Raw genomic sequence first — 22,189 nt, 5'->3', positions numbered from 1 at the left:
CAACACCAGGGTCTTAACTATGCCCGCTCGGTTTCTTACCGTTAACGGGCCGTAAGCAAACAGGCTGTCACCGTGATGTCATCACTGTGGCGGCCTGTTTTTTTACCAGGCCCACTGTGCTGAAAAGCCCAGGGTAAGACTGTCGGTGCGGAAGTGTTGCGGCTTATAGATCGGCGCGCCCGCGAACAGATCATAGCCGATGCTCCACAGGTCACCGCGCAGGCCGATGACGCCGCCTGCCATATGCTTGCCAGCTTCACTGTTATCCGCCTGACTGACGATCCGTCCATAATCGATGCCGGTATAAAGCTGCTGCTGCCAGCGGGGCAGATCAAGGCTGACGGTATTGCTCAGAAACCAGCCGCTGTTACCGCTCAGGCTCGACTCACCGTCAAAGCCACGTACGCTCCAGCGGTTGCCAATGCTGAACTGGTCCTGGGAAATCAGCTTATCCGGTGAATATTGCAGGAAATAGTGGGGCGTATAGCTCAGCGACAGATTCCCTAACTGAAAGGGAATCCACGCCTGCACATCAAGCTGCATAATGCGGCTGTCAGGGCGATAGCCGTTGTAGAGCATCTCTGCCGTCGGCTTATTGCCAGCGATAGAGACGTTGCGTTGCACGCTCAGGGTAGCGTCCAGCACATTGTTTTCCAGATAACGGCGATGGGAAAGCGCAAGGCGTAAATTAGTCAGATCTTTCTTTTGCAGTTCCAGCTCCACATCGCTGAGGAAATAGCGGTAGCTGCGCTTAGTCAGCTGGGCGCTTAAGGTAGTTTTTTGCTGAGCGTCACGGAACAGCAGACGGCTCAGTTCAACGCTGGTGTTACGGCTTTCGCCGTGATAATAAAAATCGGCCAGTTCGTCTGTCAGCGGCTGGCTATAGCTATTTTCACTGGTGTAAAAATTTAGCGACCAGTAACCATAGGGGATTGAATACCAAAAAGCATGGTTGCGGCTGCCGCGCTGTTTGTTATATTCCAGCGTTCTTCCAATGGAAAAGTAAAACAGATCGTTAAGCGATGTGGGGTTATCAAGATAGAAGGCTGCACCGGCCTGATAGCGTCCTGTATAGCGACTGCCTGCGTCATCCAGCCAGAACGCGGTGCGCCACATTTTCCGCTGATGACGGGTAATATCGATATTGCTGGTGCCGGGTGTATCACCGGGATAGAGGCGGATAGCAACTTCGGTATCGGGAATACGCTGCATATTTTCCAGCCCCTGTTCCAGCGCGCGTAAGTTCAGTAGTTCGCCTGATGCCAAAGGAAAGGTGTTACCGATGCGGATATAATCGCTGCTGCCTTCAGTCAGGGCGAGCTCGCCTACACGCCCCGCATCGATTTGTAATTTGAGTTTACCTTCTGCGGCCTGCTGCTCAGGAACGGAAACGTGAGTGGTAATATAACCTGCTTTCATTATGCGATTTTCCAGCATCGAAACCAGATAGCGCAGGTTAGGTATATTCAGACAGTGACCAACGCCCTGATTAGCCGTGCGTTGTAAACGCAGCCAGCGCGGTACCGTCTCTAATTTATCCAGCTTTACTTCAACAATCTTTAGGCAGTCTGGCGTATCCAGGAATTTCCCATCATTATTATCTACGGCAGATTCTTTTCCCTGTACATCTCTGCCGCTGGTAGCCAGATTTTTCTGGCGTGCTTTTTCCTGCGCCTGCTGATGGATATTTTGTTGTTTAATTTCGGGTACAGATGGACTGGAAAAAGAGACCGTTGGCAGAAGTAATAAAATAAAAAATAGTGGACGATAAGACATGTTTCTTCCCTGAACAAGCCTGAATAAAATAAAAAAACGTGCCGCCGTAGCGGCACGTGAAGAGGATAATTATGCCCCTATAATAATGGTGCGTGCAGCTTTGTCATCAGACTCATCTGAATCACCGCCAACCTCAATGTCTACAGACGGCTGGTCAACTTCAGGTTGATCAACTTCAGGCTGGTCAACTTCAGGTTGGTCAACTTCAGGTTGGTTAACTTCAGGCTGGTCAACTTCAGGCTGGTCAACTTCAGGCTGATCAACTTCAGGTTGGTCAACTTCAGGTTGGTCAACTTCAGGCGTTTCCTGCTCAGGTTTCAGATGGCCAACAACGCTAAAGCTACCCTCGACATCACCGGTGTTTTTATAAGAAGGTGCGTAAATAGTGGTCTGGGCGGCAGTGATTTTTCCTGTATTGACTACAGAAGGTCCGTTAAGCAGGATGCTACCTGAACTATTCAGAACGCCGCTATTGTTAAAGGACGTTTTGGCATCAATATCAATAGCGTTCTCTGCATTGATACGACTGGCGTTATTGATGCTGGAACCTTTCAGTGTAACTTTTTTACCTTCAATAAAGTTATTATTATTAAAATTACTTTGCGCATCAACGGTAACGTTGTTATTCGCCTTCAGGTAGTTATAGTTATCAGTGGTATCTTTAACCTTATAGTTAATATCACCGTTTGCAAAAATAGCACCATTCACATAATTAGTGAAATTGAATAAACCCCACAGGTAAGATTTTTTCTCAGCATTGCTTACGCTACCGGCGTCAATATTTACATTACCGTTTACAGAGCTGATAAAGGCATCTGCGGTAGATAATACACCCGGCGTTTTAATAGTGATATTACCACCAGAAAGGGTATTACTGTGTTTAGCATCGATCTCATCAGCTTCAAGCTGGATATTACCATCAGCGTAGATGGTGCCGTTGTTTACCAGCTTATCTGCGGTGATCGTCAGATTTCCGTTACTTGCAAGGCCTTTAGTGACGGAGGTAATGGCATGATTAATGGCTTCCGACTGAGTATTAGATACGCGGTTTGCATCAATGGTTAAACTGTTAACACCATGAATCAGACCATCTTTGTTTTCAAGTTCAACGGCATTAATCAGCATATTGCCCAGCGCAACAATACCACCCTGATTAGATAATTTACCTTTGGCTTTAATGGTTGCGTGGCCAGCTGTAATTGAACCCGCATTGGTGATATTTTTTGCTTCTGTATTAAGCAGTAAACCCTGAACAGAACTATTAGTGCTATTGGTGAAATCGCCAGCGGCTTTTAATTTCAGCAGGTTTTCTGCCGACATGGTTTTGTTATTAGTGATATGCCCCATTGAGTCAATGGTTAAATCGCCAAGAGACTGGATAACACCGGCATTACGTACGCCAATACCATTATAGTTGGCAACCATGGTAATCTTATTAGCATACATCCCACCCAGGTTAGTGACGTCGATACCAACGCCGGAGTTAGAGGTATCCGCTTTACCTTTTGCCACCACAACATTATCTTCAATGCTGATATGATCGTTGTTAGCCGCCATCACCGTCAGGTTGTTGGCTTCTAACGGGCCGTTAATTTTGATTGCACGCGCAATCAGATCGGTATAACCGCTGTAGTTATCCTTCATGCCCTGACCAGTGATGGTAATAGTACCACCCTGCACCGAAAAACCTTTAAGATCGTCATACTGCATGATCGGCTTGCCGGTAGTCAGCGTATTACGGGTAGTATTAATAAAGTCACAGCCGTTGCAGGTAATGCCGTTGGGGTTAGCAATAATAACGTGCGCACTCTGGCCCGCAACTTCCAGATTACCTTTCAGGCTACTGGCGCGGTTTGAGGTGACTTCATTAAGAATGACGCGTGCTGAGCCACTTTCTTCAAGATTACGGTTACCGGCAACCTGACCAGCAACTGAGGTCAACGAACTCTGTTTGCTGTTATTAAGAACCAGGCCTTTTTCATTTACGTCAAAACGAGAATATTTATTATGAGAAACACCGCTGGCGGAAGGCGCATTGATATGAACCATTTCAGAACCATTGGAGTTAGTCACAACATTAATTTTTTGACGTACGCTGCTGTCAGCGACAACAGCCGCCTGAACGCTGGCTACGCTACCGGTTAATAACATAATGCTGAGGCAAAGCGGATTAAATTTAAAATTATCAAAAACCATGATTTTTCCCTTGAATAATATTATTTGATCCATGAAGGCATTGGATAACTAATTAATATATCCCTATCAGGACAAGTTTGTTATGGTCCTCAATAGGGCGTCAGGAAGAATAGAGAATTTGAGGGTAGAGAAAAATCGTATTTTAGCCAAATTGTTGGCAGAAGGTAAAAAAGCCAGCCCGTAGGCTGGCTGGTAAGCGTATCAGAAGCGGTGGTAGCTACGCTGCGCGTTATTCACTTTATAAAGATAGCGGCGTGATTCCGCGGAAGGGTGGCGCGTCGTCAGCGTCTGATAGACCTCGTTAGGTGACAGCGCATTGATCTGGGCAAAAGCGCGTTCTTTATCGCTGGAGAAGACGCGTAGCACGCTGCCCGCGCCGCCGTTATAGGCGGTGATTACCGCATAGCGGCGCGATACCGGATTAGCGATGCCCGCCAGGTAGTTATCCTGTAGGATCGACAGATAGGCGGTGCCGGTATCGATATTATTTTCTGGATCGAACAGGTAACTACGGCTCGGTTTGCCCCATTTCCCCTTCATGCGGAAAACATCAAGACCAGCGGAATGTTGCACCACCTGCATCAGCCCCAGCGCATCAGAGTGGCTGACCGCATAGGGGTTGAAGCTCGATTCAATCTGCATAATGGCCAGAATCAGTGAAGCATCAACGTTATATTTTTCCGCCGCTTTGCGCACCATCGGCAAATATTTATGCGCACGCTTATCGAGGTGGTTAGGCACCATCGGAATAGTCACAGACCAAATGACATGTAGCCCGGAAACGCGGCGTTGTAGTTTGTTCTGAATCAGATAATCAGCGAAGCTACTCGCGCGCCCCTGCCAGCGAATCGGCTGCCCGGTATTATCCAGCACTTGACCGTAAAGCAGCGGCTCTTTACTGAGCTGAACATCATTAGCGTCAGAATAGAGATCGACATTGCCTGGATCTTCACCAATCAGCAACGTGGTGATAATCGCCTGGCGCAGGCTGGCAGTAGGATCGGTGCCGGAGATAGTCTCAATAGTGATTGAGCCTTTCTCAAAGTTAATATGGCTGCGGGTATAGTAGTTATCGCTGTACTTAACATAATCCTTCGGGCCCGCGATCAATACCTCATTGATACCCCAGATATTTTCGATGTTGTGGGCGAACTGCCCCATTAAAATGTCGAAGCCGTTGGTGTCTTTTACCCAATCCTCATGCAACACGTCTTTTTTGCTTCCCGAACAGGAAACCAGCAGCGGTGCTATCACTAGCAAGGCAATAAATTTTTTTTTCATCGTATCTGCGCTGAACCCAAAACAGGGGCCTCAATTGAGGCCCAAATGTTATTTCTCTGGTGGGGTATAACCTTCGATATGCACGTCTTTGCCTTCGAACAGGAAATTAACCATCTCCTTCTCCAGCACCTTGCGATCTTCCGGGTTCATCATGTTGAGCTTTTTCTCATTAATCAACATGGTTTGCTTGGACATCCACTGTGACCAGGCCTCTTTCGAAATCTCATTGTAGATGCGTTTACCCAGGTCGCCAGGGTAGAGCTGAAAGTCCTGGCCTTCAGCGTCGCGTTGCAGGAATGTACAAAAAATGGTGCGGCTCATTACTCTTCCTCTTCGGTAACGCGCATATGCAGCGAAATTTGCTGCGGATGGCGCAGTTCTTGCAGCAGACGTTCAACCGGTGCGGCTAAACCCACTGCCGGTGGTTGCGCTAAGTTATACCAGAGACCCGCTCCTTCATCCATCGCCACGCCCGCAGATGGCAGCCTGAGCCACATCGGCACAATATCGAGATGAAAGTGGCTAAAAGTATGACGAAACGCCGTCAGCTGCTGTAGCGCACTGTCATCAATGCCGTGCGTCTTCAACCAGGCGCGCAGTTCTGCCTCAAGGCTAAACTGAGGAAAACAAAACAGACCGCCCCACAGCCCAACCGGTGGGCGCTGCTCCAGCCAGACGCCCTCGTCGCGCTGCATCAGCAGCATATAGCCGGTACGTTCCGGCAGCGTCTGTTTCGGCTTCTTGCCGGGATAGCTGGCCCAGTTACCCTGAGCATAAGCTATGCAGCTATTATTCAGCGGGCAGATCTCACATTTCGGCTTTGAGCGGGTGCAGACCAGCGCGCCAAGATCCATCATCGCCTGATTAAACTGGCTGACCCCTTCGGCAGGCGTAACGTCTTCAGCGATCTGCCACAGACGCTTTTCCACCTCTTTTTTGCCCGGCCAGCCGTCAACTGCATAGCACCGTGCCAGCACACGCTTCACGTTGCCGTCGAGGATGGGGTAGTGCTGGCCAAGTGCCAGCGACAGCACCGCCCCGGCGGTGGAACGTCCCACGCCGGGCAGGGCCGCGACTTCGTCAAAGGTTTCCGGGAAGCGGCCCTGATGGCGTTCAGAGACGGTCTGCGCGGCCTTATGCAAATTGCGCGCACGGGCGTAGTAGCCCAGCCCGGTCCACAGGTGAAGCACCTCATCTAACGGCGCGGCGGCCAGATCGTTAACCGTCGGAAAGCGCGCCATAAAGCGTTCAAAATAGGGGATAACGGTGGTAACCTGGGTTTGTTGCAGCATGACTTCGGAGAGCCAGACCTTATATGGCGTTTTGGCCTGTTGCCACGGCAGGGTTTTACGTCCGAAGCGCTGATACCAGTCCAGCACCTGCTGCGCGAACTGTTGCGCTTGCATCATGAGAAGGAAATTTTCCGTTATTGCTCTACACTCAGGCAGGCATTGCAGCATAGAGATCGTGCGGAGTAAACCGGAACTTTGCAAGTGCTTGCTTCTGTCCGGTAACTTTGCATAATGCCCGTTTTCCTGAATATGCAGACAGGCAGGCAGCGACATGATTAATGACGTCATCACACCGGAATTTGATGAAAACGGACGCCCTTTGCGTCGTATCCGCAGCTTTGTGCGCCGTCAGGGGCGTCTGACCAAAGGCCAGCAGCAGGCGCTTGATACCCTGTGGCCGGTGATGGGCGTAGAATTCCAGGCGGAGCCGGTGGATCTGGCGGCGTTATTCGGTCGGGAAGCGCCGGTGGTGCTGGAGATCGGCTTCGGTATGGGCGCGTCGCTGGTAGCGATGGCCAGCGCTAATCCTCAACAAAACTTTCTTGGAATCGAAGTGCATGCGCCAGGCGTTGGTGCCTGTCTGGGAGCGGCGCAGGAAGCGGGCGTCGAAAACCTGCGCGTAATGTGTCACGATGCGGTCGAGGTGCTGGAGAAGATGATCCCGGATAACTCGCTGCGCATGGTGCAGCTGTTTTTCCCCGATCCGTGGCACAAGGCGCGCCATAATAAACGCCGTATCGTGCAGACACCGTTTGCCGAGCTGGTATTGCGTAAGCTGAAACTGGGCGGCGTTTTCCATATGGCGACCGACTGGCAGGCCTACGCAGAGCATATGCTGGAAGTGATGAACGGTGTGGCGAGCTATAAAAACCAGTCGGCAACCAACGATTATGTGCCGCGTCCTGAAACGCGTCCATTAACCAAATTTGAGCAGCGCGGGCAGCGACTGGGCCACGGCGTATGGGATCTGATGTTTGAGAGGATTAAATAATGGCAACACAGCGTAGCCGCCGTTTACGTAAAAAACTGCATATTGATGAATTTCAGGAGCTGGGTTTTTCCGTTGCCTGGACTTTTCCGCAGGGAACGTCGCCAGAAGAGATTGACGCTACCGTAGACGCCTTTATCAACGAGGTGATTGAACCTAACGGGCTGGCGTTCGACGGCAGCGGTTATTTGCAGTGGGAAGGATTGATTTGCCTGCAAAAGATTGGCAAATGCACCGATGATCATCGCGAGCTGGTGCGTCAGTGGCTGGAAGCGCGTCAGATGGAGAGCGTGACGGTCACAGAACTCTTTGATATCTGGTGGGACTAAGCGGTACACAACACAGGCTCAGCGGTGACTATACTTTGCCGTAGAGCAGGGCGGTGTTGACGCACCGCTTCTTTTTTCAGACGGGCAAAAGGACATGATGTCCCCGATGCAAACCAGGAGTGTTTATGATGCGTAAAGCGCTAACGGGCGCACTTTTACTGGCGGCGATGCAGGTGCACGCGGCCTGGGAGTGTCCGGTAAAACCGCAGGATGATATCGTCATCACGCCGCAGTCGGTTCAGATAGTCGGTGCCAGCGGTAATCTTACTATCTCGCCGCTGGGCGATATCCAGTTCAATGGTAAGCAGGTAGAGCCAGATAACGCAACGCGTCAGAAAGCGCTTGATTACCAGACTGCGCTGCGTCGCGATCTGCCGTGGATCGATCAGGGCGCAATGCAGCGTCTGGAAAAAGGCCGCGTCGCGCTGGATAACATCGTGGTGGAGAAACTCGGTAGCGACAGCAACGTGCGTAATCGACTGACGACGCTGGATAGCCAGCTGAAGCAGCAGATGAATCGCGTTATCGAACATCGCAGCGATGGTTTAACCTTCCATCACCAGGCCATCGATCAGGTGCGTGCGGATAGCGAGCGTCTGGTACGCAGTAGCCTGGGCGGTGTGGTGCAGGACAGTCTGAATGAGATGGGTATGAAGCAGGCCGGGCAGGGTGGTAATCCTTTGCAGGCAGTGATGGGTAATCTTGGTGGGCTGCAACAGTCGATTCAGGCCGAATGGCGCAGCCAGGAGCAGGATTTCCAGAACTTTGGTCGTGAGGTATGCAGTCGCGTCACTACGCTGGAAACCCAGCGCAAAGGGCTGCTGGCTGGGCTGAAGTAATAAAACGTCTTAACAGCCCCGCTTTTGTGGGGCTGCTCTGTATGACAGTAAATGATGTCGCGTAAGTATCCTGACTCCAGGCTGCCCGCCGAAAGTTGCTCACCGTTATACCTGTTAATGGATAACTATTAGTTCAACGGTGTAACGTCGCTAAATTTAATATATCCCTTTTTATCACTTAACAAATCTGGTTTAGTGTAGTCATACAGGGAAACATACATCCACTTTTCGTCGATGGTTTTTATTTTCGCAATACTATCATCCTGGGTAAAGGTGTGGATAACTTTTGCGCTGTCGCCAGGTTCTTGCCTGAGCTGACCTGTTTTACTGGATGGTTTAAGAACATATGAGGTTAAGTAAGGGAAGCTACCTCCATCATTACAGCCGGTATCCTTAAATGTGTTGGCGTCAATTGTCACCGGCGGAGAATCGGGGAAAAAAGAAACAAAGGCAGCAGTGTAATTATCTGTATTGCATTCCATATGCTTCTCAATTTCTTTAACGGTTAAATCACCTTTTTGATTAACATACCACTCTTTATATTTTAAAAAGTTAGCGGGGATATTATGGAAATTATTTTTTATAAATTCTATTTTTTCTTCCTCACTACCAGCCATTATAATATTAATCACTTTGTTCTCTTTTAACGAATCTTTAATGGGAAGGTATCTAAATTTTAATTGCGGAGTATTGACAGTAGCACTTTCATTCCACTCTGCCTTCCAGTAAGCCTGAAAAACACCATCCTTCAGTTTTTTCTCCGCCAAAGCGCCACTACTTAAAAACACCGTAGTACACAACAGAGCGAATAGCGATATTAGATTTTTTTGCATAATTTTCTGTCCACGTAGCAGGAAGTAATGGTAACTTTAAAGTTAGTGATGCCATTCGTACCATTAGCTGTTTTATTTTGTTATACATAGCAACGCTGTTTGTAACCTTATCAGTTAACCGCGCTGTTCCAGGTAAGAGACAACCTTTTGTATCTTTGGGTTCATTTCCAGGGTGGATAAGTATCATTCTGCCAGCAGATACATTAGCGTTATACAGCTTAAAGGAAGTATCCCTTTATTTCCGTTCCAGAGATATGAAATTCGCTTATGGTAGATAAATTTTTCTCCCATTTTCGCTGAGTGAAAATGGTGAACGCCATAAAATAGTTTCCTCTTGTTTTTTACTATTAATTTAGTTTTTAACTAACAAAAATTTTTAGAAAGTAAACTATTGCCAGAGTGCTATCGGAAATAATTGTATGTGTTTATATTTTATAAATGAATATTTTCCGTATGGAAATGATGGGCTATTTAATAAAAAATATTGATGCTACAGTAATGTCAGGAATTAATAGTGTTATTAATTATGCAATAAAGCGCATCACGTTAGCCTGAATAAAATAACTAACAGCCATGCGCTTTCTGTTTGAGCGGAAATTATTCTGCGAGGAACAGTTCCAGCAGCGAATTAAGGAACAGCTTACCTTTCTCCGTCACCTGCCAGTATTCCACCGTTTCCGTCAGGTAACCGCTCTCCAGCGCGCTATCCAGCTGCGCACGGATCACGTTTTCACTCAGGCCGGTATAGCGGCTGAAATCAGCGCGTGGGGCCGGTTCGAGCAGGCGAAAGCGGTTCATAAAGAATTCGAAAGGCTTCTCGTCATCCGCTACCTCATACTGCCTGTCCAGGTAGTTACCTGCCATAAAACCGCGTGGATGACGTGTTTTCACCGTGCGCACGATGCGTCCATCCGGCTGGGTCAGCTTACCGTGAGCGCCGCAGCCAATGCCGAGATAATCCCCGAAGCGCCAGTAGTTCAGGTTATGTTCGCAGCGATAGCCAGGCTTTGCATAGGCGGAGGTTTCATACTGCTGGTAGCCTGCCGCGGTCAACAGTTGATGGCCCTGTTCGAAAATATCCCACAGCGCATCATCGTCCGGCAGCCGTGGCGGACGTGAGGCAAACAGCGTATTCGGCTCGATAGTCAGCTGATACCAGGAGAGATGCGGCGGATTGAGCGCAATCGCCTGGCGCAGATCGTCCAGCGCTTCCGTCAGCGACTGATCGGGCAGGCCGTGCATTAAATCGAGATTAAAACTACGCAGGCCCAGCCCGGCGGCCAGCTGCGCGGCGCGCTTCGCTTCTTCCGGGCCGTGAATGCGACCAAGGCGCTCCAGTTTTTGTGGGCTGAAGCTCTGGACACCAATAGATATGCGGTTAACACCTGCCACCTGATAGGCGCTAAAGCGATCGGCCTCCACCGTGCCGGGGTTCGCCTCCATGGTGATCTCCGCATCGGCAGCCAGCGGCAGGCGTGTACGCACGCCGTCCAGCAATTGCTGCATAGCACGGCTGCTCAACAGACTGGGCGTGCCGCCGCCGATAAAGAGAGTTTTCACCTCGCGTCCGCTGGTCAGCGGCAGATCGCGATCCAGATCGGTCAACAGGTGATTAACGTACTCCTCATGCGGCACGTCGCCTTTCAGCGCATGCGAATTGAAATCGCAGTAGGGACATTTCTGTACGCACCACGGAATATGAATATAAAGGCTGAGCGGCGGAAGGTTAGCCATTACGCATCGCTTCCAGCAGCAGCTTCAGCGCCTGCCCGCGATGGGAAATGGCGCGTTTCTCTTCCTTACTTAACTCTGCGGCGGTTTTACCCAGCTCCGGGACAAAAAAGATGGGATCGTAGCCGAAGCCGCCGCTGCCTGCGGGTGCCTGGGTGATTTCTCCCGCCCAGCTACCGTGGCATACCAGCGGCGTTGGATCGGCTGCGTGACGCAGATAAACCAGCACGCAGTGGAACTGCGCCTGGCGATGGCCCGCTGGCACTGCCTGCATCGCTGCCAGCAGCTTGTCCAGATTCTGACTATCGCTGGCCTCTTCACCGGCATAGCGGGCAGAATAGATGCCTGGCGCGCCGCCGAGTGCATCTACCGCCAGCCCGGAATCATCCGCGATAGCGGGCAGGCCGGTAATCTGAGCAGCATGACGCGCTTTCAGAATGGCGTTCTCAATAAAGGTCAAGCCGGTCTCCTCGGCGGAAGAGACGCCCAGCTCGGTTTGCGCCACGATATTGAGACCAAAATCAGCCAGCAGATCGGCCAGTTCACGCACTTTGCCAGCATTACCGGTGGCGAGGACAACTTTTTGCATATCAGTTCCAGAAACGTTTACTGCGAAAAACCATTACAGCTGCGCCCAGCCGGGAATGAAGTCCATACCCAGGAAGTTCAGCATATAGAGAATCAAAATCACGATCATTGCCGAAAAATCGATGCCGCCCATTGCAGGCAGAAAACGACGAATCGGTGCCATCAGCGGCTCGGTCAGCTGAATCAGCACGTAATCTACCGGGTTACGTCCCTGGCTTACCCAGCTCATCAGCGAGCGTACGATAACCACCCAGAACACCAGCACGCCCGCCGCTTTCACCAGCGAAACCAGACCGAAATAAAGGAAGACCGGATCGAAAATAAAAATGCGGCTCTGCAAGGCGAACACCAGCGTAAACATCAGTACGCTCAGCACGTAAGCCAGCAGCAGCGAGGCGGTATCTACCGGGCCGATGGAGGGAATAACACGTCGCAGCGGCTTCAGTACCGGCTGGGTAATCTTCACGACAAACTGCGAAAAGGGATTATAAAAATCGCATCTTGCCCACTGCATCCAGATGCGCAGTAACAACACCTTTACGTACAAATTAATCAGCGTCGTTACCAGGAAAGTCAACGTCAGCATGAGGTTCCTCAATTATTGTTGTGGGTGGTGGCCATAATCGCGGGCGCCAAAAATCGCCGTACCGATACGAACCATGGTACTGCCTGCCGCAATGGCGGCTTCCATATCGTCGCTCATTCCCAGAGAAAGCGTATCGACGGATGGATAATGCTTCTTCAGCGAGTCCAGCGCGTCTGCCATGCGCTGACAGACCGCCAGCTGGCGCTGATACTCTTTTTCCGGTGCCGGAATCGCCATCAGTCCGCGCAGCCGCAGACGAGGCAACGCCGCTACCGCCTGTGCCAGCTCCGGCAGCGCCTCCAGCATAATGCCAGATTTACTGTTTTCGTCACTGATGTTTATCTGGATCAGCACGTTTAGCGGCGGCAAATGTGCCGGGCGCTGATCGTTCAGGCGCGTAGCGATGCGCAACCGGTCAATGGTATGGCACCAGGCAAAGTGTTCCGCTACCAGACGGCTCTTATTGGATTGCAGCGGGCCGATAAAGTGCCATTCCGGCTGTAACGTATCGCCCAGCGCCAGCATTTTATCCACGCCTTCCTGGACGTAATTTTCGCCGAAGGCGCGCTGGCCCGCTTCTAACGCTTCTGCGACAGCGCTCGCAGGTTTGGTTTTACTGACGGCAAGCAGCGTAATTTCTTGTGGATCGCGCCCGCAACGTGCCGCCGCCGCCGCGATACGCTGACGAACTTGCTGTAAGTTGTGCTGAATAGAAGTCATAGTCAGGAGAATGTCATGGATGTGGAGAAAATCGTGGCCCTTAGTGTAAAGCATAATGCCGCCGATCTGCACCTTTGTAGCGGACATTTGCCGCGCTGGCGCTGCGATGGCGTATTGCAGCCGATTCCCGCCCAAACACTAACCGAAACGGCGGATCTGGAGGCGCTGTGCCATCTCTGGCTCGACGCCAGCCAACGCAGTAGCCTGGCTGCCGACGGGCACGTTGATTTCGCCATCACTACCGCTACTGGACAGCGGCTGCGTGCTAATCTGTTTCGCCAGCGCTCAGGCCTCTCGCTGGCGCTGCGTACCATTGCCAGCAACTGCCCGACGCTGGAAGCGCTACGGCTCCCCGATAGCGTTGCCGGGCTATTGGCACAGCAGGATGGCCTGATTCTGATTACCGGTGCCACCGGCAGCGGTAAATCCACCACGCTCGCCGCGATGGTTGATGCTATTAACCGGCAGCGCGCGCAGCATATCATCACGCTTGAAGATCCCATTGAGTTTATTCATGCCAGCCGTGAATCGTTGATTCAGCAACGGCAGATCGGGCAGCATTGCAGCAGCTTCCAGCAGGGATTACGTGCGGCGCTGCGCGAAGATCCTGATGTCATCTTACTGGGCGAGCTGCGCGATCTGGAGACCATCAGCCTGGCGTTAACGGCGGCTGAGACGGGCCATCTGGTGCTGGCAACGCTTCATACGCGCGGAGCCGCGCAGGCGATCGATCGATTAATTGATGTCTTTCCAGCCGAGCAGAAAAACCTGGTGCGCAGCCAGCTGGCAGGCAGCCTGAAAGCGGTGATTGCCCAGCGGCTGGTGGCGGCAAAAGAGGGTGGACGCATCGGGCTGTATGAGGTGCTGATGAATACGCCAGCCATCGCGAACCTTATTCGTGAAGGGAAAACGCATCAGATTGGCGGGCTGCTACAAACCGGTATGCAGTCCGGCATGCAAACTTTTGAGCAGAGCCTGCGGCAGAGGCAGCAGCAGGGGCTGGTTGCTATGCCGGCAGGTTCTCAAACCAGCTTTCCAGGATAATGACCGCTGAAAGTGAATCAACGCTGCCTTTGGTCAGCGCCTTATAGCCGCCGCGGGCAAACAGATCGGCACGCGCTTCAACCGTGCTGAGGCGCTCGTCATGCAGCACAACCTGTACGCCAAAACGTCCATGAAGACGGTTGGCAAACTTGCGCGCTCTGGCGGTCAGCGGTTGTTCGCTGCCGTCCATATTCAGCGGCAGGCCAACGATTACGCGTTCTGGCTGCCACTCCTGCAACAGACGCTCGATCTGTTCCCAGTTTGGTATGCCATCCTGCGCTTTTAACGCGGTTAGCGGGCGTGCGGTGCCAGTTAGCTGCTGACCTACCGCCACGCCGATGCTTTTGGTGCCGAAATCAAACGCCAGAAGGGTCATACTGCTCATCAGGCGTGTCCTGCTTCGCTGGTCATGTTATGGATATCTACGCCAATGCTTTTCGCCGCTTCACGCCAGCGTTCGGCTATCGGCGTATGGAACAGGATATTGCTGTTGGCGGGAGTGGTCAGCCAGGCGTTTTCCAACAGTTCGCCTTCCAGCTGATCTTTTTCCCAGGCGCAGTAGCCCAGGGCTATCAGCACCTGATCCGGCTGCTCTGAGGTGCCAATCGATTCCAGCACATCGCGTGAGGTAGTAATCACCGTGGTATCAGAAATGCGGATGCTGGAGGTAAACAAACGCTGGGCGGAATGCAGAATAAAGCCGCGATCCTCCGCCAGCGGGCCGCCGGAAAACACCGGCTTGTCCAGTTTGATATGCGGATCGCGCGGCGAAGGCGTGATTTTTAATTTAGTCAGGATGCCTTCAATCGTCAGGTTATCAATCGGTTTATTGATGATAATCCCCATCGCGCCCTCCGGATTATGCTCGCAGATATAGACCACCGATCGTTTAAAGAGCGGATCCTGAAGAGCGGGCATCGCAATCAAAAAATGGTGCTGTAAATTCATTCTCACTCGTTTTGAATACGGGTTAACGGCTAACGGCATCGTGCCGAAAAGTTTGTTAACGGGTTTAAGACGGGGCAGAAGCCCCGTTCAGCATCATGCCAGGCGCTTCTCGATCGCATCCATCAACATACCGGTGATGGAGACTGGGAAGGCGGCTTCGATTTCACGAATGCAGGTCGGGCTGGTCACGTTAATTTCGGTCAGCTTGTCGCCAATAATATCCAGGCCGACGAAAATCAGGCCTTTCGCTTTCAGCGCGGGCCCGACGCGGCGTGCAATTTCCCAATCGCTTTCGCTTAGCGGGCGCGCTTCGCCACGTCCACCGGCTGCCAGGTTACCGCGCGTCTCTCCCGATTGCGGAATACGCGCCAGGCAGTAGGGCACCGGTTCGCCATCCACCACCAACACGCGCTTATCGCCCTCTTTGATGGCGGGCAGATAGTTTTGCGCCATGCAGAAGAAGCGACCGTGATTGGTTAACGATTCGATAATCACCGCCACGTTTGGATCGTCCTGCTTCACGCGGAAGATTGACGAACCGCCCATACCGTCCAGCGGCTTCAGGATGATATCACCATGTTGCCCCCAGAAGTCACGGATGCGCTTCGCATCGCGGGTAACCAGCGTATCAGGCGTCAGCTCAGCGAACCAGGCGGTGAAAAGCTTCTCGTTGCAGTCGCGCAGGCTCTGCGGTTTGTTGACGATCAGCACGCCCTGTTCTTCCGCACGCTCCAGCATATAGGTTGCGTAGATAAATTCTGTGTCGAAAGGCGGATCTTTACGCATCAGAATGACGTGCAGGTCAGATAACGGAATATCCTGCTCGCTGCCGAACTCAAACCACTTATCGTAGTTCTGCTCAACGCTCAACGTGCGGGTACGGGCTCTGGCAACGCCGCCGCGCAGATAAAGATCGTTCATCTCCATATAATGAATTTCATAACCGCGGCGCTGTGCTTCCAGCAGCATTGCAAAGCTGGAGTCTTTTTTAATATTGATCGTCGTAATCGGATCCATGACGATGCCAAGCTTAATCATTCTGTTCTCCTCGATCGGGCGGTCAGTATGCCGCTTGCCGCAGGTTGGCATAAATTCTTTTTATCGGCTTAACGCAATGGGCCGCTTATTCAAGCTTAACCCAGATCGCCAAACCTGACCTGAAGCGCGGTAATTACGGTTAACGCGGTGGTTTCAGTGCGTAACACGCGCGGGCCCAGCAGGATATCAGTAAAACCGTGGCGTCCGGTCATCGCGATCTCTTCAGCCGACAGCCCGCCTTCCGGGCCAATCAGCAGACGAACCCGCTCTACCGGCTGTGGCAGCGTATTGATGCTCTGCTGCGCACGCGGGTGCAGGTTCAGCTTTAGCGCGCTATCTTGCTCAGTGCACCAGGCTTCCAGCGTCATCGCTTCGCGAATCTCCGGCACCACATTGCGCCCGCACTGTTCGCAGGCGCCAACGGCGATTTTGCGCCATTGCTGAATCTTTTTTGCCTGCCGTTCCGCGTCCAGCTTTACGCCGCAGCGTTCAGAAAACAAGGGGGTAATAACATTTACGCCCAGCTCAATCGATTTTTGGATAGTAAATTCCATTTTTTCACCGCGCGACATAACCTGGCCGAGGTGCAGATGTAGCGGTGATTCGCGGCTTTCGGCGCGGCTTTGCAGAATTTTAACCGTTACATTGCGCTTATCGACGCGTGAAATCTCAGCATCAAAAACCAGATTACTGCCATCGAACAATTCCAGCGCCTGGCCGCTGCTCATGCGCAGTACGCGCCCAACGTGACCAGCGGCGTCTTCGCTCAGCGCGATCTCCTGGCCGACCGTTAAGGTTTCGGGATGATAAATGCGGGGTTTTCGCATGACGTTCCTGATAATCACTGGCCGCGCTGGTGCACGGCATAAAGTACCAAAGGCGACAGGCATACAGGCTGCCGCCCGGATTTTTTAGTTTATGGCAGCGCTTTTAGCGCTGGCAAGCGCGCTGTACCCAGGGGTTATGATTGCCCTGAATTTTCGCGATGCGGTTATCCCTTTCGCACTCCCAGGCGCTGACCGGATATTGCTTATTCCAGACTTCCATCAGCTGTGTTTGCTGACGGGAAAGGCGCAGCTGGTAGCGGTCACGCATATAGAAATAAGTGCGGGCGATAGCGCCGCGTGCGCGTGCTGGCGGTTCTGCCAGTTTGTTTTTGAAATCGATCTTCATCTCGCACTGACCGTACTGATGCTCGTTACCGTTCCACTGGCTGAACAGGAAGTTACCGCGATCGCCATTTACTTCACCAATGGCCGGTTGCAGGTTATGCAGATCGGATTCTATCTGGCGATAGCCTTCATCCTTACTGCAATTTTTACGTCCGCCTTCCTGCCAGCACTGGCGCTGGTGACCAAACTGCCAGGCGGGAACCACATGCTCCCATTCAATACGGTTTGCGCGGTTAGCGTTTTTACGCACCTGATAGCCGCAGGAAGCGAGATCGGGAATGCCCTTTTTTTCCTGCCAGGTAATTTTACAACCGCAGTAAAAGGAGCCCGGCGCATCGGCGTTAATCTGGGCGGAGACGATTTTCGCCTGCTGAAAATTATTTTGATGGTACGTTTTGACGCTCATGCTGTGAGAGGCCAGCGGAGCAAGCAGGGCGCTAAAAGCGACGCTAAAGAGAAATTTGCGAGACATATTCCACTTCTGCAACTAATGAGAAAGAGCGCGCAGCGTATCAGATCGCAAGGGTTGTCGGAATGGTAAAACGTCGCGGAAGAGCAAGGAAAGGGCAAGCAGCGCCTAATGCGTCTCCTCAGAATAGTCGCCTGGCTGAAGCCGTTCGCCGCAGCGAACGCAGCGATATTCGGTCTCACCACGTACGATGCGGTTATGGCGGCGCACGGTCAGATGATGTTGCTGGCAACGGCAGCGGTAGGGAAACGCTTTACCGCGTACCGAGGCGATTTCAAACTGATGAGTGCGGCGTGCAGGCACGTCGAGAATGGTTTCCATCATCCATTTCCACTCTTTGCCGTGCGGCGCAACGCGGCCAAAATGTCGCCATACCAGCAAATGTGCCAGCTCGTGTGGAACCACTTCATCAATAAAAGCCTGCTGATTTTCCAGCAGCAAAACCGGGTTAAGGCGGATTTCCCAGCTTTGCAGCCAGGCGGTGCCTGCGGCAGTGCCGCGCTGTTGCCAGACGAGGCGCGGTTCCGGATAGTGGCGATCGAGACGCTGATTAGCCTGCTGGAGTTTTTCGCGCAGTGAACGCAATAGCGCCTGTTGCAGGGCAATGGGAAGACGAACGGGTTTCATAACGGGCAAGCATACGGTGCGTTAACGGAGAAAACAATGGGGGAAACATGGCATCCCTGCCGATTCGGCCCGCGCATTCCCTTGCGCGTTAGTTTATGCCGTGCGCTTATTAATCGTGTGAGCCGATATCGCGCAGTTTTTTACCTGACATCAGGTTACGTTCAATGTGCTCCAGCGAGACGTTTTTCGTTTCCGGAATCAGCATAACGGTAAAGATGATAAACAGAATATTCAGGCCAGCGTAGACCCAGAAGGTGTTGGCGTTGCCCAGCGTATTCAGCATCGTCAGGAAGGTAGCACCGACGATCATGTTAGCAATCCAGTTGGTGGTCGTGGAAACGGTAATCCCGAAATCACGTCCTTTCAGCGGCTGAATTTCGGAACAGAGTACCCAAATCAGCGGACCGGCGCTCATGGCGAAGCCGATGATAAACATCAACAGCATGGCGATAGCGAAATACTGCGCGCCCTGGGATTCGATGCCCATATGCAGCATGGTGCCCAGAATGCCCATCCCGGCAGCCATCACCAGGAAGCCCAGCGTCAGGGTGGGCTTACGTCCCCAGCGGTCAACCAGCCCGATAGCGATAAAGGTAGCCAGCACGTTGATCAGGCCAACAATGACCGTACCCCACATCTGTTCTTTGGTATCGCTGAATCCGGCGATTTCAAAGATTTTCGGCGCGTAGTACATGATAACGTTCATACCGGTAAACTGCTGCATCACCTGCAACAGCACGCCGAGGAAGACTGCGCGACGGAAGTTGCTGTTGTCGCGGAACAGGCTCCAGCCGCTCTGTTTGATTTTCAGGCTTTCCCGAATCTCATCCAGCTCACGCTTTGCCTGCTCGCTGGTATCACGCAGGCGATCCAGCACGCGCTGCGCATCGCGGAAATGGCCTTTTGCCGCCAGCCAGCGTGGACTGTTCGGCAGGAAGAACACGCCAACCAACAGCAATACGGCAGGAAGGGTAATCACGCCCAGCATCCAGCGCCAGTTGCCGGTATAGCTGAAGGCAGTATCGGAAAGGTAAGCACCCAGAATGCCGATAGTGATCATCAGCTGATAGAGGGAAATCATACTGCCGCGAATTTTCTCCGGCGCGATTTCCGACAGATAAAGCGGTGCGGTATAGGAGGCGACACCAACGGCGAGGCCGAGCACGACGCGAGCGGCAATCAGCATCTCCGGATTGGGGGCCATCGCTGACCAGAGCGAACCGATAACGAACAGGATCGCACCAGCCATCAGGCTTTTTTTACGTCCCAGACGCGAAGACATCCAGCCGCTGCCGATCGCGCCGATCGCTGCACCGAACATCATCGAGCTGACTATCCACTCCTGCTGATGGCTGGTAACGTTAAAGTCCTTAGCAATAAAGGGCAGAGCACCGGCGATAACGCCGATATCCAGACCAAACAGCAGGCCAGCAAGTGCAGCAAGAAAGCAAACAAATAAGGTCATGACCTTATTTGATGTTCTGCCATTGTGGGTATTACCAGGCATATCGCCTCCGAATAGTATCCATCATTGTAATTATCAATGTTAAGTAACCTGCGACACGCGAAAAGTGAGACGGATCACAGAGGTGTAATCGGTTACACTTGCTGGAACCCTGAAATCCAGCTTTTCTCGCCGGATCGCGGCTAAATAACCAGTAAGGTATAGCACCTGTTAATTTTCTGACACGCCCGTGTTAATCAGGTATCAGACGACGCTGAAAATAACGCATTTCCCGGTAAAATACATCCGCGATTAAATCCTAAATAGCAGAAATATAAGGCCTTTCATTTTGTAAGCGTTATCATGGCGTTGGCATGCACAGGCAATCAAAAGTGTAGCTGGTGAAATGAAAACCGCGGGGATAAAAAAGGGGCAACGCGTGCCCCTTTAACAGAATATTCCGCCACAGGAAAGGGCGGTGAAATGTGCTTACAGACCGGCCGCATCGCGCAGCAGCTGCGCTTTGTCGGTTTTTTCCCACGGGAAGTGTTCGCGACCGAAGTGGCCATAGGCTGCCGTTTCGCGATAGATCGGCTGTAACAGATCCAGCATCTGAATCAGACCATACGGACGCAGATCGAAGAACTCGCGTACCAGCAGCGTCAGCTGCTCGGTAGAGATTTTTTCGGTGCCGAAGGTTTCCACCATGATGGAAGTCGGTTCCGCTACGCCGATAGCATAGGAAACCTGAATTTCACAACGATCGGCCAGGCCAGCCGCTACGATATTTTTCGCCACGTAACGTGCCGCGTACGCCGCTGAGCGGTCAACTTTAGACGGATCTTTACCGGAAAACGCGCCGCCGCCGTGACGAGCCATACCGCCGTAGGTATCGACGATGATTTTACGGCCGGTCAGGCCACAGTCACCCATAGGACCACCGATAACAAAGCGCCCGGTTGGGTTGATAAAATATTTGGTGCTGGCGTTCAGCCATTCAGTCGGCAGAACCGGCTTAATGATCTCTTCCATTACCGCTTCTTTCAGCGTTTCCTGCGAAACGGCTTCGGAATGCTGGGTGGAAAGCACAACCGCATCGATACCTACGATTTTGCCGCCGTCATACTGGAAGGTGACCTGACTTTTCGCATCGGGACGCAGCCACGGCAGCGCGCCGTTTTTACGTACTTCAGACTGACGCTGTACCAGGCGGTGCGCGTAGGTAATAGGCGCAGGCATCAGTACATCAGTTTCGTTAGTGGCGTAACCGAACATCAGGCCTTGGTCGCCCGCGCCCTGTTCCAGCGGATCGGTACGGTCAACGCCCTGGTTGATATCCGGAGACTGTTTGCCGATGGCGCTCAGTACGGCGCAGGAGTTAGCGTCAAAGCCCATATCGGAGTGAACATAGCCGATGTCGCGCACGGTCTGGCGGGTGATCTCTTCGATATCAACCCAGGCGCTGGTGGTGATTTCACCGCCAACCAGCACCATGCCTGTTTTCACATAGGTTTCGCAGGCTACGCGTGCTTTGGGATCCTGAGTGAGGATCGCATCAAGGACTGCGTCCGAGATCTGGTCAGCGATTTTATCAGGATGTCCCTCTGATACGGACTCGGAGGTAAAAAGGTGTTTAGCCATTTTATTCGTTACCTTACTAAAACGGTTTAATAAGTCACTGCCTGGTGCAGGAGAAAGGCTTAACCTGACCCGACGCCCCTTCAGGCAAAGCCGTGAGCAGTACAGGAGTTAACCAGTTTGGATGGATTAACATCTGGACGTCTATTTTAGGTTACACCCTCAGCGAAATGCCAGTCCTTTTTCTGATAGCGCACTTTCTGATTAACTAAAAATGTCAAAATTCCCTGACAGCTATTCCAGATCGAAGAATTTGTTTTTGCATTTTTACACGTTGAACGGTATAAAACGCGGCTGCTGTTTTCAGCGAATAAAGATAACGCACGCGCGTTTCACCCGTCAGATTGCGATCTGATTTCACCCCAGGCCTTTTTTCCACATGCCCGGCATGTGTGGAGATGATACGAGTAATGAACCAGGCTTTTACCCTTTCTTCCGGTTCGCTCCGCAGCACGGCTAATGTGCTCAGGTCTTTTTCCGTTTGCTCTTCCGCCAGCCTTTTTTACCGAAGTTTTCTTCGTTTCGGTAATCATCACGACACGAGCGCAGGTTAACTTGCTACAGTTTTAACTGGCTGCTTTCAGCGTTGCTGAAGGCTGGCTGCGCTTTATTTGTCCCGTAACCTGGAGTTCGGCGACGTGTTTTACACT

General features: G+C 52.0%; 24 protein-coding genes. 4 read left to right on the top strand and 20 right to left on the bottom strand.

The features are described 5' to 3' along the window. Positions 1 to 102: 102 nt before the first annotated feature. The 5 genes from C7M51_RS13390 to mutY form a co-directional block, all read right to left on the bottom strand. Positions 103 to 1,776 carry a ShlB/FhaC/HecB family hemolysin secretion/activation protein gene (locus C7M51_RS13390; RefSeq protein ID WP_160622247.1) on the bottom strand — a complete coding sequence of 558 codons (1,674 nt, stop codon included), beginning with the start codon at positions 1,774 to 1,776 and terminating at the stop codon, positions 103 to 105. Between the two features lie 69 nt (positions 1,777 to 1,845). Next, positions 1,846 to 3,972, bottom strand: a complete 2,127-nt coding sequence (locus C7M51_RS13385) for a filamentous hemagglutinin N-terminal domain-containing protein (protein ID WP_160622246.1) — start codon at positions 3,970 to 3,972, stop codon at positions 1,846 to 1,848. Between the two features lie 201 nt (positions 3,973 to 4,173). Further along, entirely contained in the window at positions 4,174 to 5,253 is a 1,080-nt protein-coding gene (gene mltC, locus C7M51_RS13380) for a membrane-bound lytic murein transglycosylase MltC (RefSeq protein ID WP_160622245.1), read from the bottom strand. A 48-nt stretch (positions 5,254 to 5,301) separates the two neighbouring features. Beyond that, positions 5,302 to 5,574, bottom strand: a complete 273-nt coding sequence (locus C7M51_RS13375) for an oxidative damage protection protein (protein WP_160622244.1) — start codon at positions 5,572 to 5,574, stop codon at positions 5,302 to 5,304. Beyond that, positions 5,574 to 6,662: an A/G-specific adenine glycosylase gene (gene mutY, locus C7M51_RS13370; protein WP_160622243.1), complete on the bottom strand. Its 1,089-nt coding sequence runs from the start codon at positions 6,660 to 6,662 to the stop codon at positions 5,574 to 5,576. The genes C7M51_RS13375 and mutY overlap by 1 nt, the downstream gene beginning before the upstream one ends. A 154-nt stretch (positions 6,663 to 6,816) precedes the next feature. Here mutY and trmB point away from each other — a divergent pair, with 154 nt between their 5' ends. The 3 genes from trmB to C7M51_RS13355 all read left to right on the top strand — a co-directional run bounded on the left by trmB (position 6,817) and on the right by C7M51_RS13355 (position 8,701). Next, entirely contained in the window at positions 6,817 to 7,536 is a 720-nt protein-coding gene (gene trmB / locus C7M51_RS13365; protein ID WP_160622242.1) for a tRNA (guanosine(46)-N7)-methyltransferase TrmB, read from the top strand. Continuing rightward, the gene (locus tag C7M51_RS13360) at positions 7,536 to 7,862 is read left to right on the top strand and encodes a YggL family protein (protein ID WP_160622241.1); all 327 of its coding nucleotides are present in this window, start codon (positions 7,536 to 7,538) and stop codon (positions 7,860 to 7,862) included. Before trmB ends, C7M51_RS13360 begins: the two co-directional genes overlap by 1 nt. 125 nt (positions 7,863 to 7,987) lie before the next feature. Beyond that, entirely contained in the window at positions 7,988 to 8,701 is a 714-nt protein-coding gene (locus C7M51_RS13355) for a YggN family protein (protein WP_160622240.1), read from the top strand. A 128-nt stretch (positions 8,702 to 8,829) separates the two neighbouring features. Here the strand turns inward: C7M51_RS13355 and C7M51_RS13350 are convergent, their stop codons facing one another. The 6 genes from C7M51_RS13350 to C7M51_RS13330 all read right to left on the bottom strand — a co-directional run bounded on the left by C7M51_RS13350 (position 8,830) and on the right by C7M51_RS13330 (position 13,159). Next, entirely contained in the window at positions 8,830 to 9,534 is a 705-nt protein-coding gene (locus C7M51_RS13350; protein WP_160622239.1) for a hypothetical protein, read from the bottom strand. After that, positions 9,476 to 9,721: a DUF5675 family protein gene (locus C7M51_RS22470; protein WP_244323730.1), complete on the bottom strand. Its 246-nt coding sequence runs from the start codon at positions 9,719 to 9,721 to the stop codon at positions 9,476 to 9,478. Before C7M51_RS22470 ends, C7M51_RS13350 begins: the two co-directional genes overlap by 59 nt. Positions 9,722 to 10,131: 410 nt before the next feature. After that, the gene (hemW, locus tag C7M51_RS13345) at positions 10,132 to 11,268 is read right to left on the bottom strand and encodes a radical SAM family heme chaperone HemW (protein ID WP_160622238.1); all 1,137 of its coding nucleotides are present in this window, start codon (positions 11,266 to 11,268) and stop codon (positions 10,132 to 10,134) included. Then, on the bottom strand, positions 11,261 to 11,854 hold the full coding sequence (locus C7M51_RS13340; protein WP_160622237.1) for an XTP/dITP diphosphatase: 594 nt from the start codon (positions 11,852 to 11,854) through the stop codon (positions 11,261 to 11,263). The genes hemW and C7M51_RS13340 overlap by 8 nt, the downstream gene beginning before the upstream one ends. Positions 11,855 to 11,887: 33 nt before the next feature. Continuing rightward, positions 11,888 to 12,439, bottom strand: coding sequence for a YggT family protein (locus tag C7M51_RS13335; protein WP_160622236.1), 552 nt, complete (start codon positions 12,437 to 12,439; stop codon positions 11,888 to 11,890). A 12-nt stretch (positions 12,440 to 12,451) separates the two neighbouring features. Next, a complete protein-coding gene (locus tag C7M51_RS13330; protein ID WP_160622235.1) occupies positions 12,452 to 13,159 on the bottom strand; it encodes a YggS family pyridoxal phosphate-dependent enzyme in 708 nt (235 codons plus the stop codon). A 15-nt stretch (positions 13,160 to 13,174) separates the two neighbouring features. Here C7M51_RS13330 and C7M51_RS13325 point away from each other — a divergent pair, with 15 nt between their 5' ends. After that, positions 13,175 to 14,203: a type IV pilus twitching motility protein PilT gene (locus C7M51_RS13325; protein ID WP_160622234.1), complete on the top strand. Its 1,029-nt coding sequence runs from the start codon at positions 13,175 to 13,177 to the stop codon at positions 14,201 to 14,203. Here C7M51_RS13325 and ruvX read toward each other — a convergent pair. From ruvX to C7M51_RS13280, 9 genes are all read right to left on the bottom strand, one after another. Further along, positions 14,166 to 14,588 carry a Holliday junction resolvase RuvX gene (gene ruvX, locus C7M51_RS13320; RefSeq protein WP_208852099.1) on the bottom strand — a complete coding sequence of 141 codons (423 nt, stop codon included), beginning with the start codon at positions 14,586 to 14,588 and terminating at the stop codon, positions 14,166 to 14,168. The two genes, C7M51_RS13325 and ruvX, sit on opposite strands and share 38 nt — an antisense overlap. Then, positions 14,588 to 15,151: a YqgE/AlgH family protein gene (locus tag C7M51_RS13315; RefSeq protein ID WP_160622233.1), complete on the bottom strand. Its 564-nt coding sequence runs from the start codon at positions 15,149 to 15,151 to the stop codon at positions 14,588 to 14,590. The genes ruvX and C7M51_RS13315 overlap by 1 nt, the downstream gene beginning before the upstream one ends. A 93-nt stretch (positions 15,152 to 15,244) precedes the next feature. Beyond that, positions 15,245 to 16,189 (bottom strand): glutathione synthase, encoded by a 945-nt coding sequence (gshB, locus tag C7M51_RS13310; RefSeq protein ID WP_160622232.1) that lies wholly within the window; start codon positions 16,187 to 16,189, stop codon positions 15,245 to 15,247. 95 nt (positions 16,190 to 16,284) lie between these two features. Next, positions 16,285 to 17,016, bottom strand: a complete 732-nt coding sequence (gene rsmE / locus C7M51_RS13305; RefSeq protein ID WP_160622231.1) for a 16S rRNA (uracil(1498)-N(3))-methyltransferase — start codon at positions 17,014 to 17,016, stop codon at positions 16,285 to 16,287. 103 nt (positions 17,017 to 17,119) lie between these two features. Continuing rightward, positions 17,120 to 17,833, bottom strand: a complete 714-nt coding sequence (gene endA, locus C7M51_RS13300) for a deoxyribonuclease I (protein ID WP_160622230.1) — start codon at positions 17,831 to 17,833, stop codon at positions 17,120 to 17,122. Between the two features lie 105 nt (positions 17,834 to 17,938). Continuing rightward, positions 17,939 to 18,457: a SprT family zinc-dependent metalloprotease gene (locus C7M51_RS13295; protein ID WP_160622229.1), complete on the bottom strand. Its 519-nt coding sequence runs from the start codon at positions 18,455 to 18,457 to the stop codon at positions 17,939 to 17,941. A 109-nt stretch (positions 18,458 to 18,566) separates the two neighbouring features. After that, complete coding sequence (locus tag C7M51_RS13290; RefSeq protein WP_160622228.1) at positions 18,567 to 19,964, bottom strand: sugar porter family MFS transporter; 1,398 nt, start codon at positions 19,962 to 19,964, stop codon at positions 18,567 to 18,569. Positions 19,965 to 20,390: 426 nt separating this feature from the next. Beyond that, positions 20,391 to 21,542 carry a methionine adenosyltransferase gene (metK, locus tag C7M51_RS13285; protein WP_160622227.1) on the bottom strand — a complete coding sequence of 384 codons (1,152 nt, stop codon included), beginning with the start codon at positions 21,540 to 21,542 and terminating at the stop codon, positions 20,391 to 20,393. Between the two features lie 214 nt (positions 21,543 to 21,756). After that, on the bottom strand, positions 21,757 to 21,993 hold the full coding sequence (locus C7M51_RS13280; RefSeq protein ID WP_160622226.1) for a hypothetical protein: 237 nt from the start codon (positions 21,991 to 21,993) through the stop codon (positions 21,757 to 21,759). Positions 21,994 to 22,189 lie beyond the last annotated feature (196 nt).

The sequence above is a fragment of the Mixta intestinalis genome (assembly GCF_009914055.1).
GTDB lineage: Bacteria > Pseudomonadota > Gammaproteobacteria > Enterobacterales > Enterobacteriaceae > Mixta > Mixta intestinalis.
The sequence above is the reverse complement of the archived record's forward strand: the minus strand, read 5'-3'. Positions and strand labels throughout refer to the sequence as shown.

What these genes read in the sequence shown, in the direction of transcription:
- mutY (WP_160622243.1), bottom strand. Translation starts at nt 6,662, where the DNA reads ATGATGCAAGCGCAACAGTTCGCGCAGCAGGTGCTGGACTGGTATCAG.
- trmB (WP_160622242.1), top strand. Translation starts at nt 6,817, where the DNA reads ATGATTAATGACGTCATCACACCGGAATTTGATGAAAACGGACGCCCT.
- C7M51_RS13335 (WP_160622236.1), bottom strand. Translation starts at nt 12,439, where the DNA reads ATGCTGACGTTGACTTTCCTGGTAACGACGCTGATTAATTTGTACGTA.
- mltC (WP_160622245.1), bottom strand. Translation starts at nt 5,253, where the DNA reads ATGAAAAAAAAATTTATTGCCTTGCTAGTGATAGCACCGCTGCTGGTT.
- C7M51_RS13340 (WP_160622237.1), bottom strand. Translation starts at nt 11,854, where the DNA reads ATGCAAAAAGTTGTCCTCGCCACCGGTAATGCTGGCAAAGTGCGTGAA.
- gshB (WP_160622232.1), bottom strand. Translation starts at nt 16,189, where the DNA reads ATGATTAAGCTTGGCATCGTCATGGATCCGATTACGACGATCAATATT.
- C7M51_RS13375 (WP_160622244.1), bottom strand. Translation starts at nt 5,574, where the DNA reads ATGAGCCGCACCATTTTTTGTACATTCCTGCAACGCGACGCTGAAGGC.
- C7M51_RS13290 (WP_160622228.1), bottom strand. Translation starts at nt 19,964, where the DNA reads ATGCCTGGTAATACCCACAATGGCAGAACATCAAATAAGGTCATGACC.
- C7M51_RS22470 (WP_244323730.1), bottom strand. Translation starts at nt 9,721, where the DNA reads ATGATACTTATCCACCCTGGAAATGAACCCAAAGATACAAAAGGTTGT.
- C7M51_RS13385 (WP_160622246.1), bottom strand. Translation starts at nt 3,972, where the DNA reads ATGGTTTTTGATAATTTTAAATTTAATCCGCTTTGCCTCAGCATTATG.
- C7M51_RS13325 (WP_160622234.1), top strand. Translation starts at nt 13,175, where the DNA reads ATGGATGTGGAGAAAATCGTGGCCCTTAGTGTAAAGCATAATGCCGCC.
- C7M51_RS13355 (WP_160622240.1), top strand. Translation starts at nt 7,988, where the DNA reads ATGATGCGTAAAGCGCTAACGGGCGCACTTTTACTGGCGGCGATGCAG.
- C7M51_RS13360 (WP_160622241.1), top strand. Translation starts at nt 7,536, where the DNA reads ATGGCAACACAGCGTAGCCGCCGTTTACGTAAAAAACTGCATATTGAT.
- C7M51_RS13350 (WP_160622239.1), bottom strand. Translation starts at nt 9,534, where the DNA reads ATGCAAAAAAATCTAATATCGCTATTCGCTCTGTTGTGTACTACGGTG.
- C7M51_RS13330 (WP_160622235.1), bottom strand. Translation starts at nt 13,159, where the DNA reads ATGACTTCTATTCAGCACAACTTACAGCAAGTTCGTCAGCGTATCGCG.
- C7M51_RS13315 (WP_160622233.1), bottom strand. Translation starts at nt 15,151, where the DNA reads ATGAATTTACAGCACCATTTTTTGATTGCGATGCCCGCTCTTCAGGAT.
- metK (WP_160622227.1), bottom strand. Translation starts at nt 21,542, where the DNA reads ATGGCTAAACACCTTTTTACCTCCGAGTCCGTATCAGAGGGACATCCT.
- C7M51_RS13390 (WP_160622247.1), bottom strand. Translation starts at nt 1,776, where the DNA reads ATGTCTTATCGTCCACTATTTTTTATTTTATTACTTCTGCCAACGGTC.
- hemW (WP_160622238.1), bottom strand. Translation starts at nt 11,268, where the DNA reads ATGGCTAACCTTCCGCCGCTCAGCCTTTATATTCATATTCCGTGGTGC.
- C7M51_RS13295 (WP_160622229.1), bottom strand. Translation starts at nt 18,457, where the DNA reads ATGAAACCCGTTCGTCTTCCCATTGCCCTGCAACAGGCGCTATTGCGT.
- rsmE (WP_160622231.1), bottom strand. Translation starts at nt 17,016, where the DNA reads ATGCGAAAACCCCGCATTTATCATCCCGAAACCTTAACGGTCGGCCAG.
- endA (WP_160622230.1), bottom strand. Translation starts at nt 17,833, where the DNA reads ATGTCTCGCAAATTTCTCTTTAGCGTCGCTTTTAGCGCCCTGCTTGCT.
- ruvX (WP_208852099.1), bottom strand. Translation starts at nt 14,588, where the DNA reads ATGAGCAGTATGACCCTTCTGGCGTTTGATTTCGGCACCAAAAGCATC.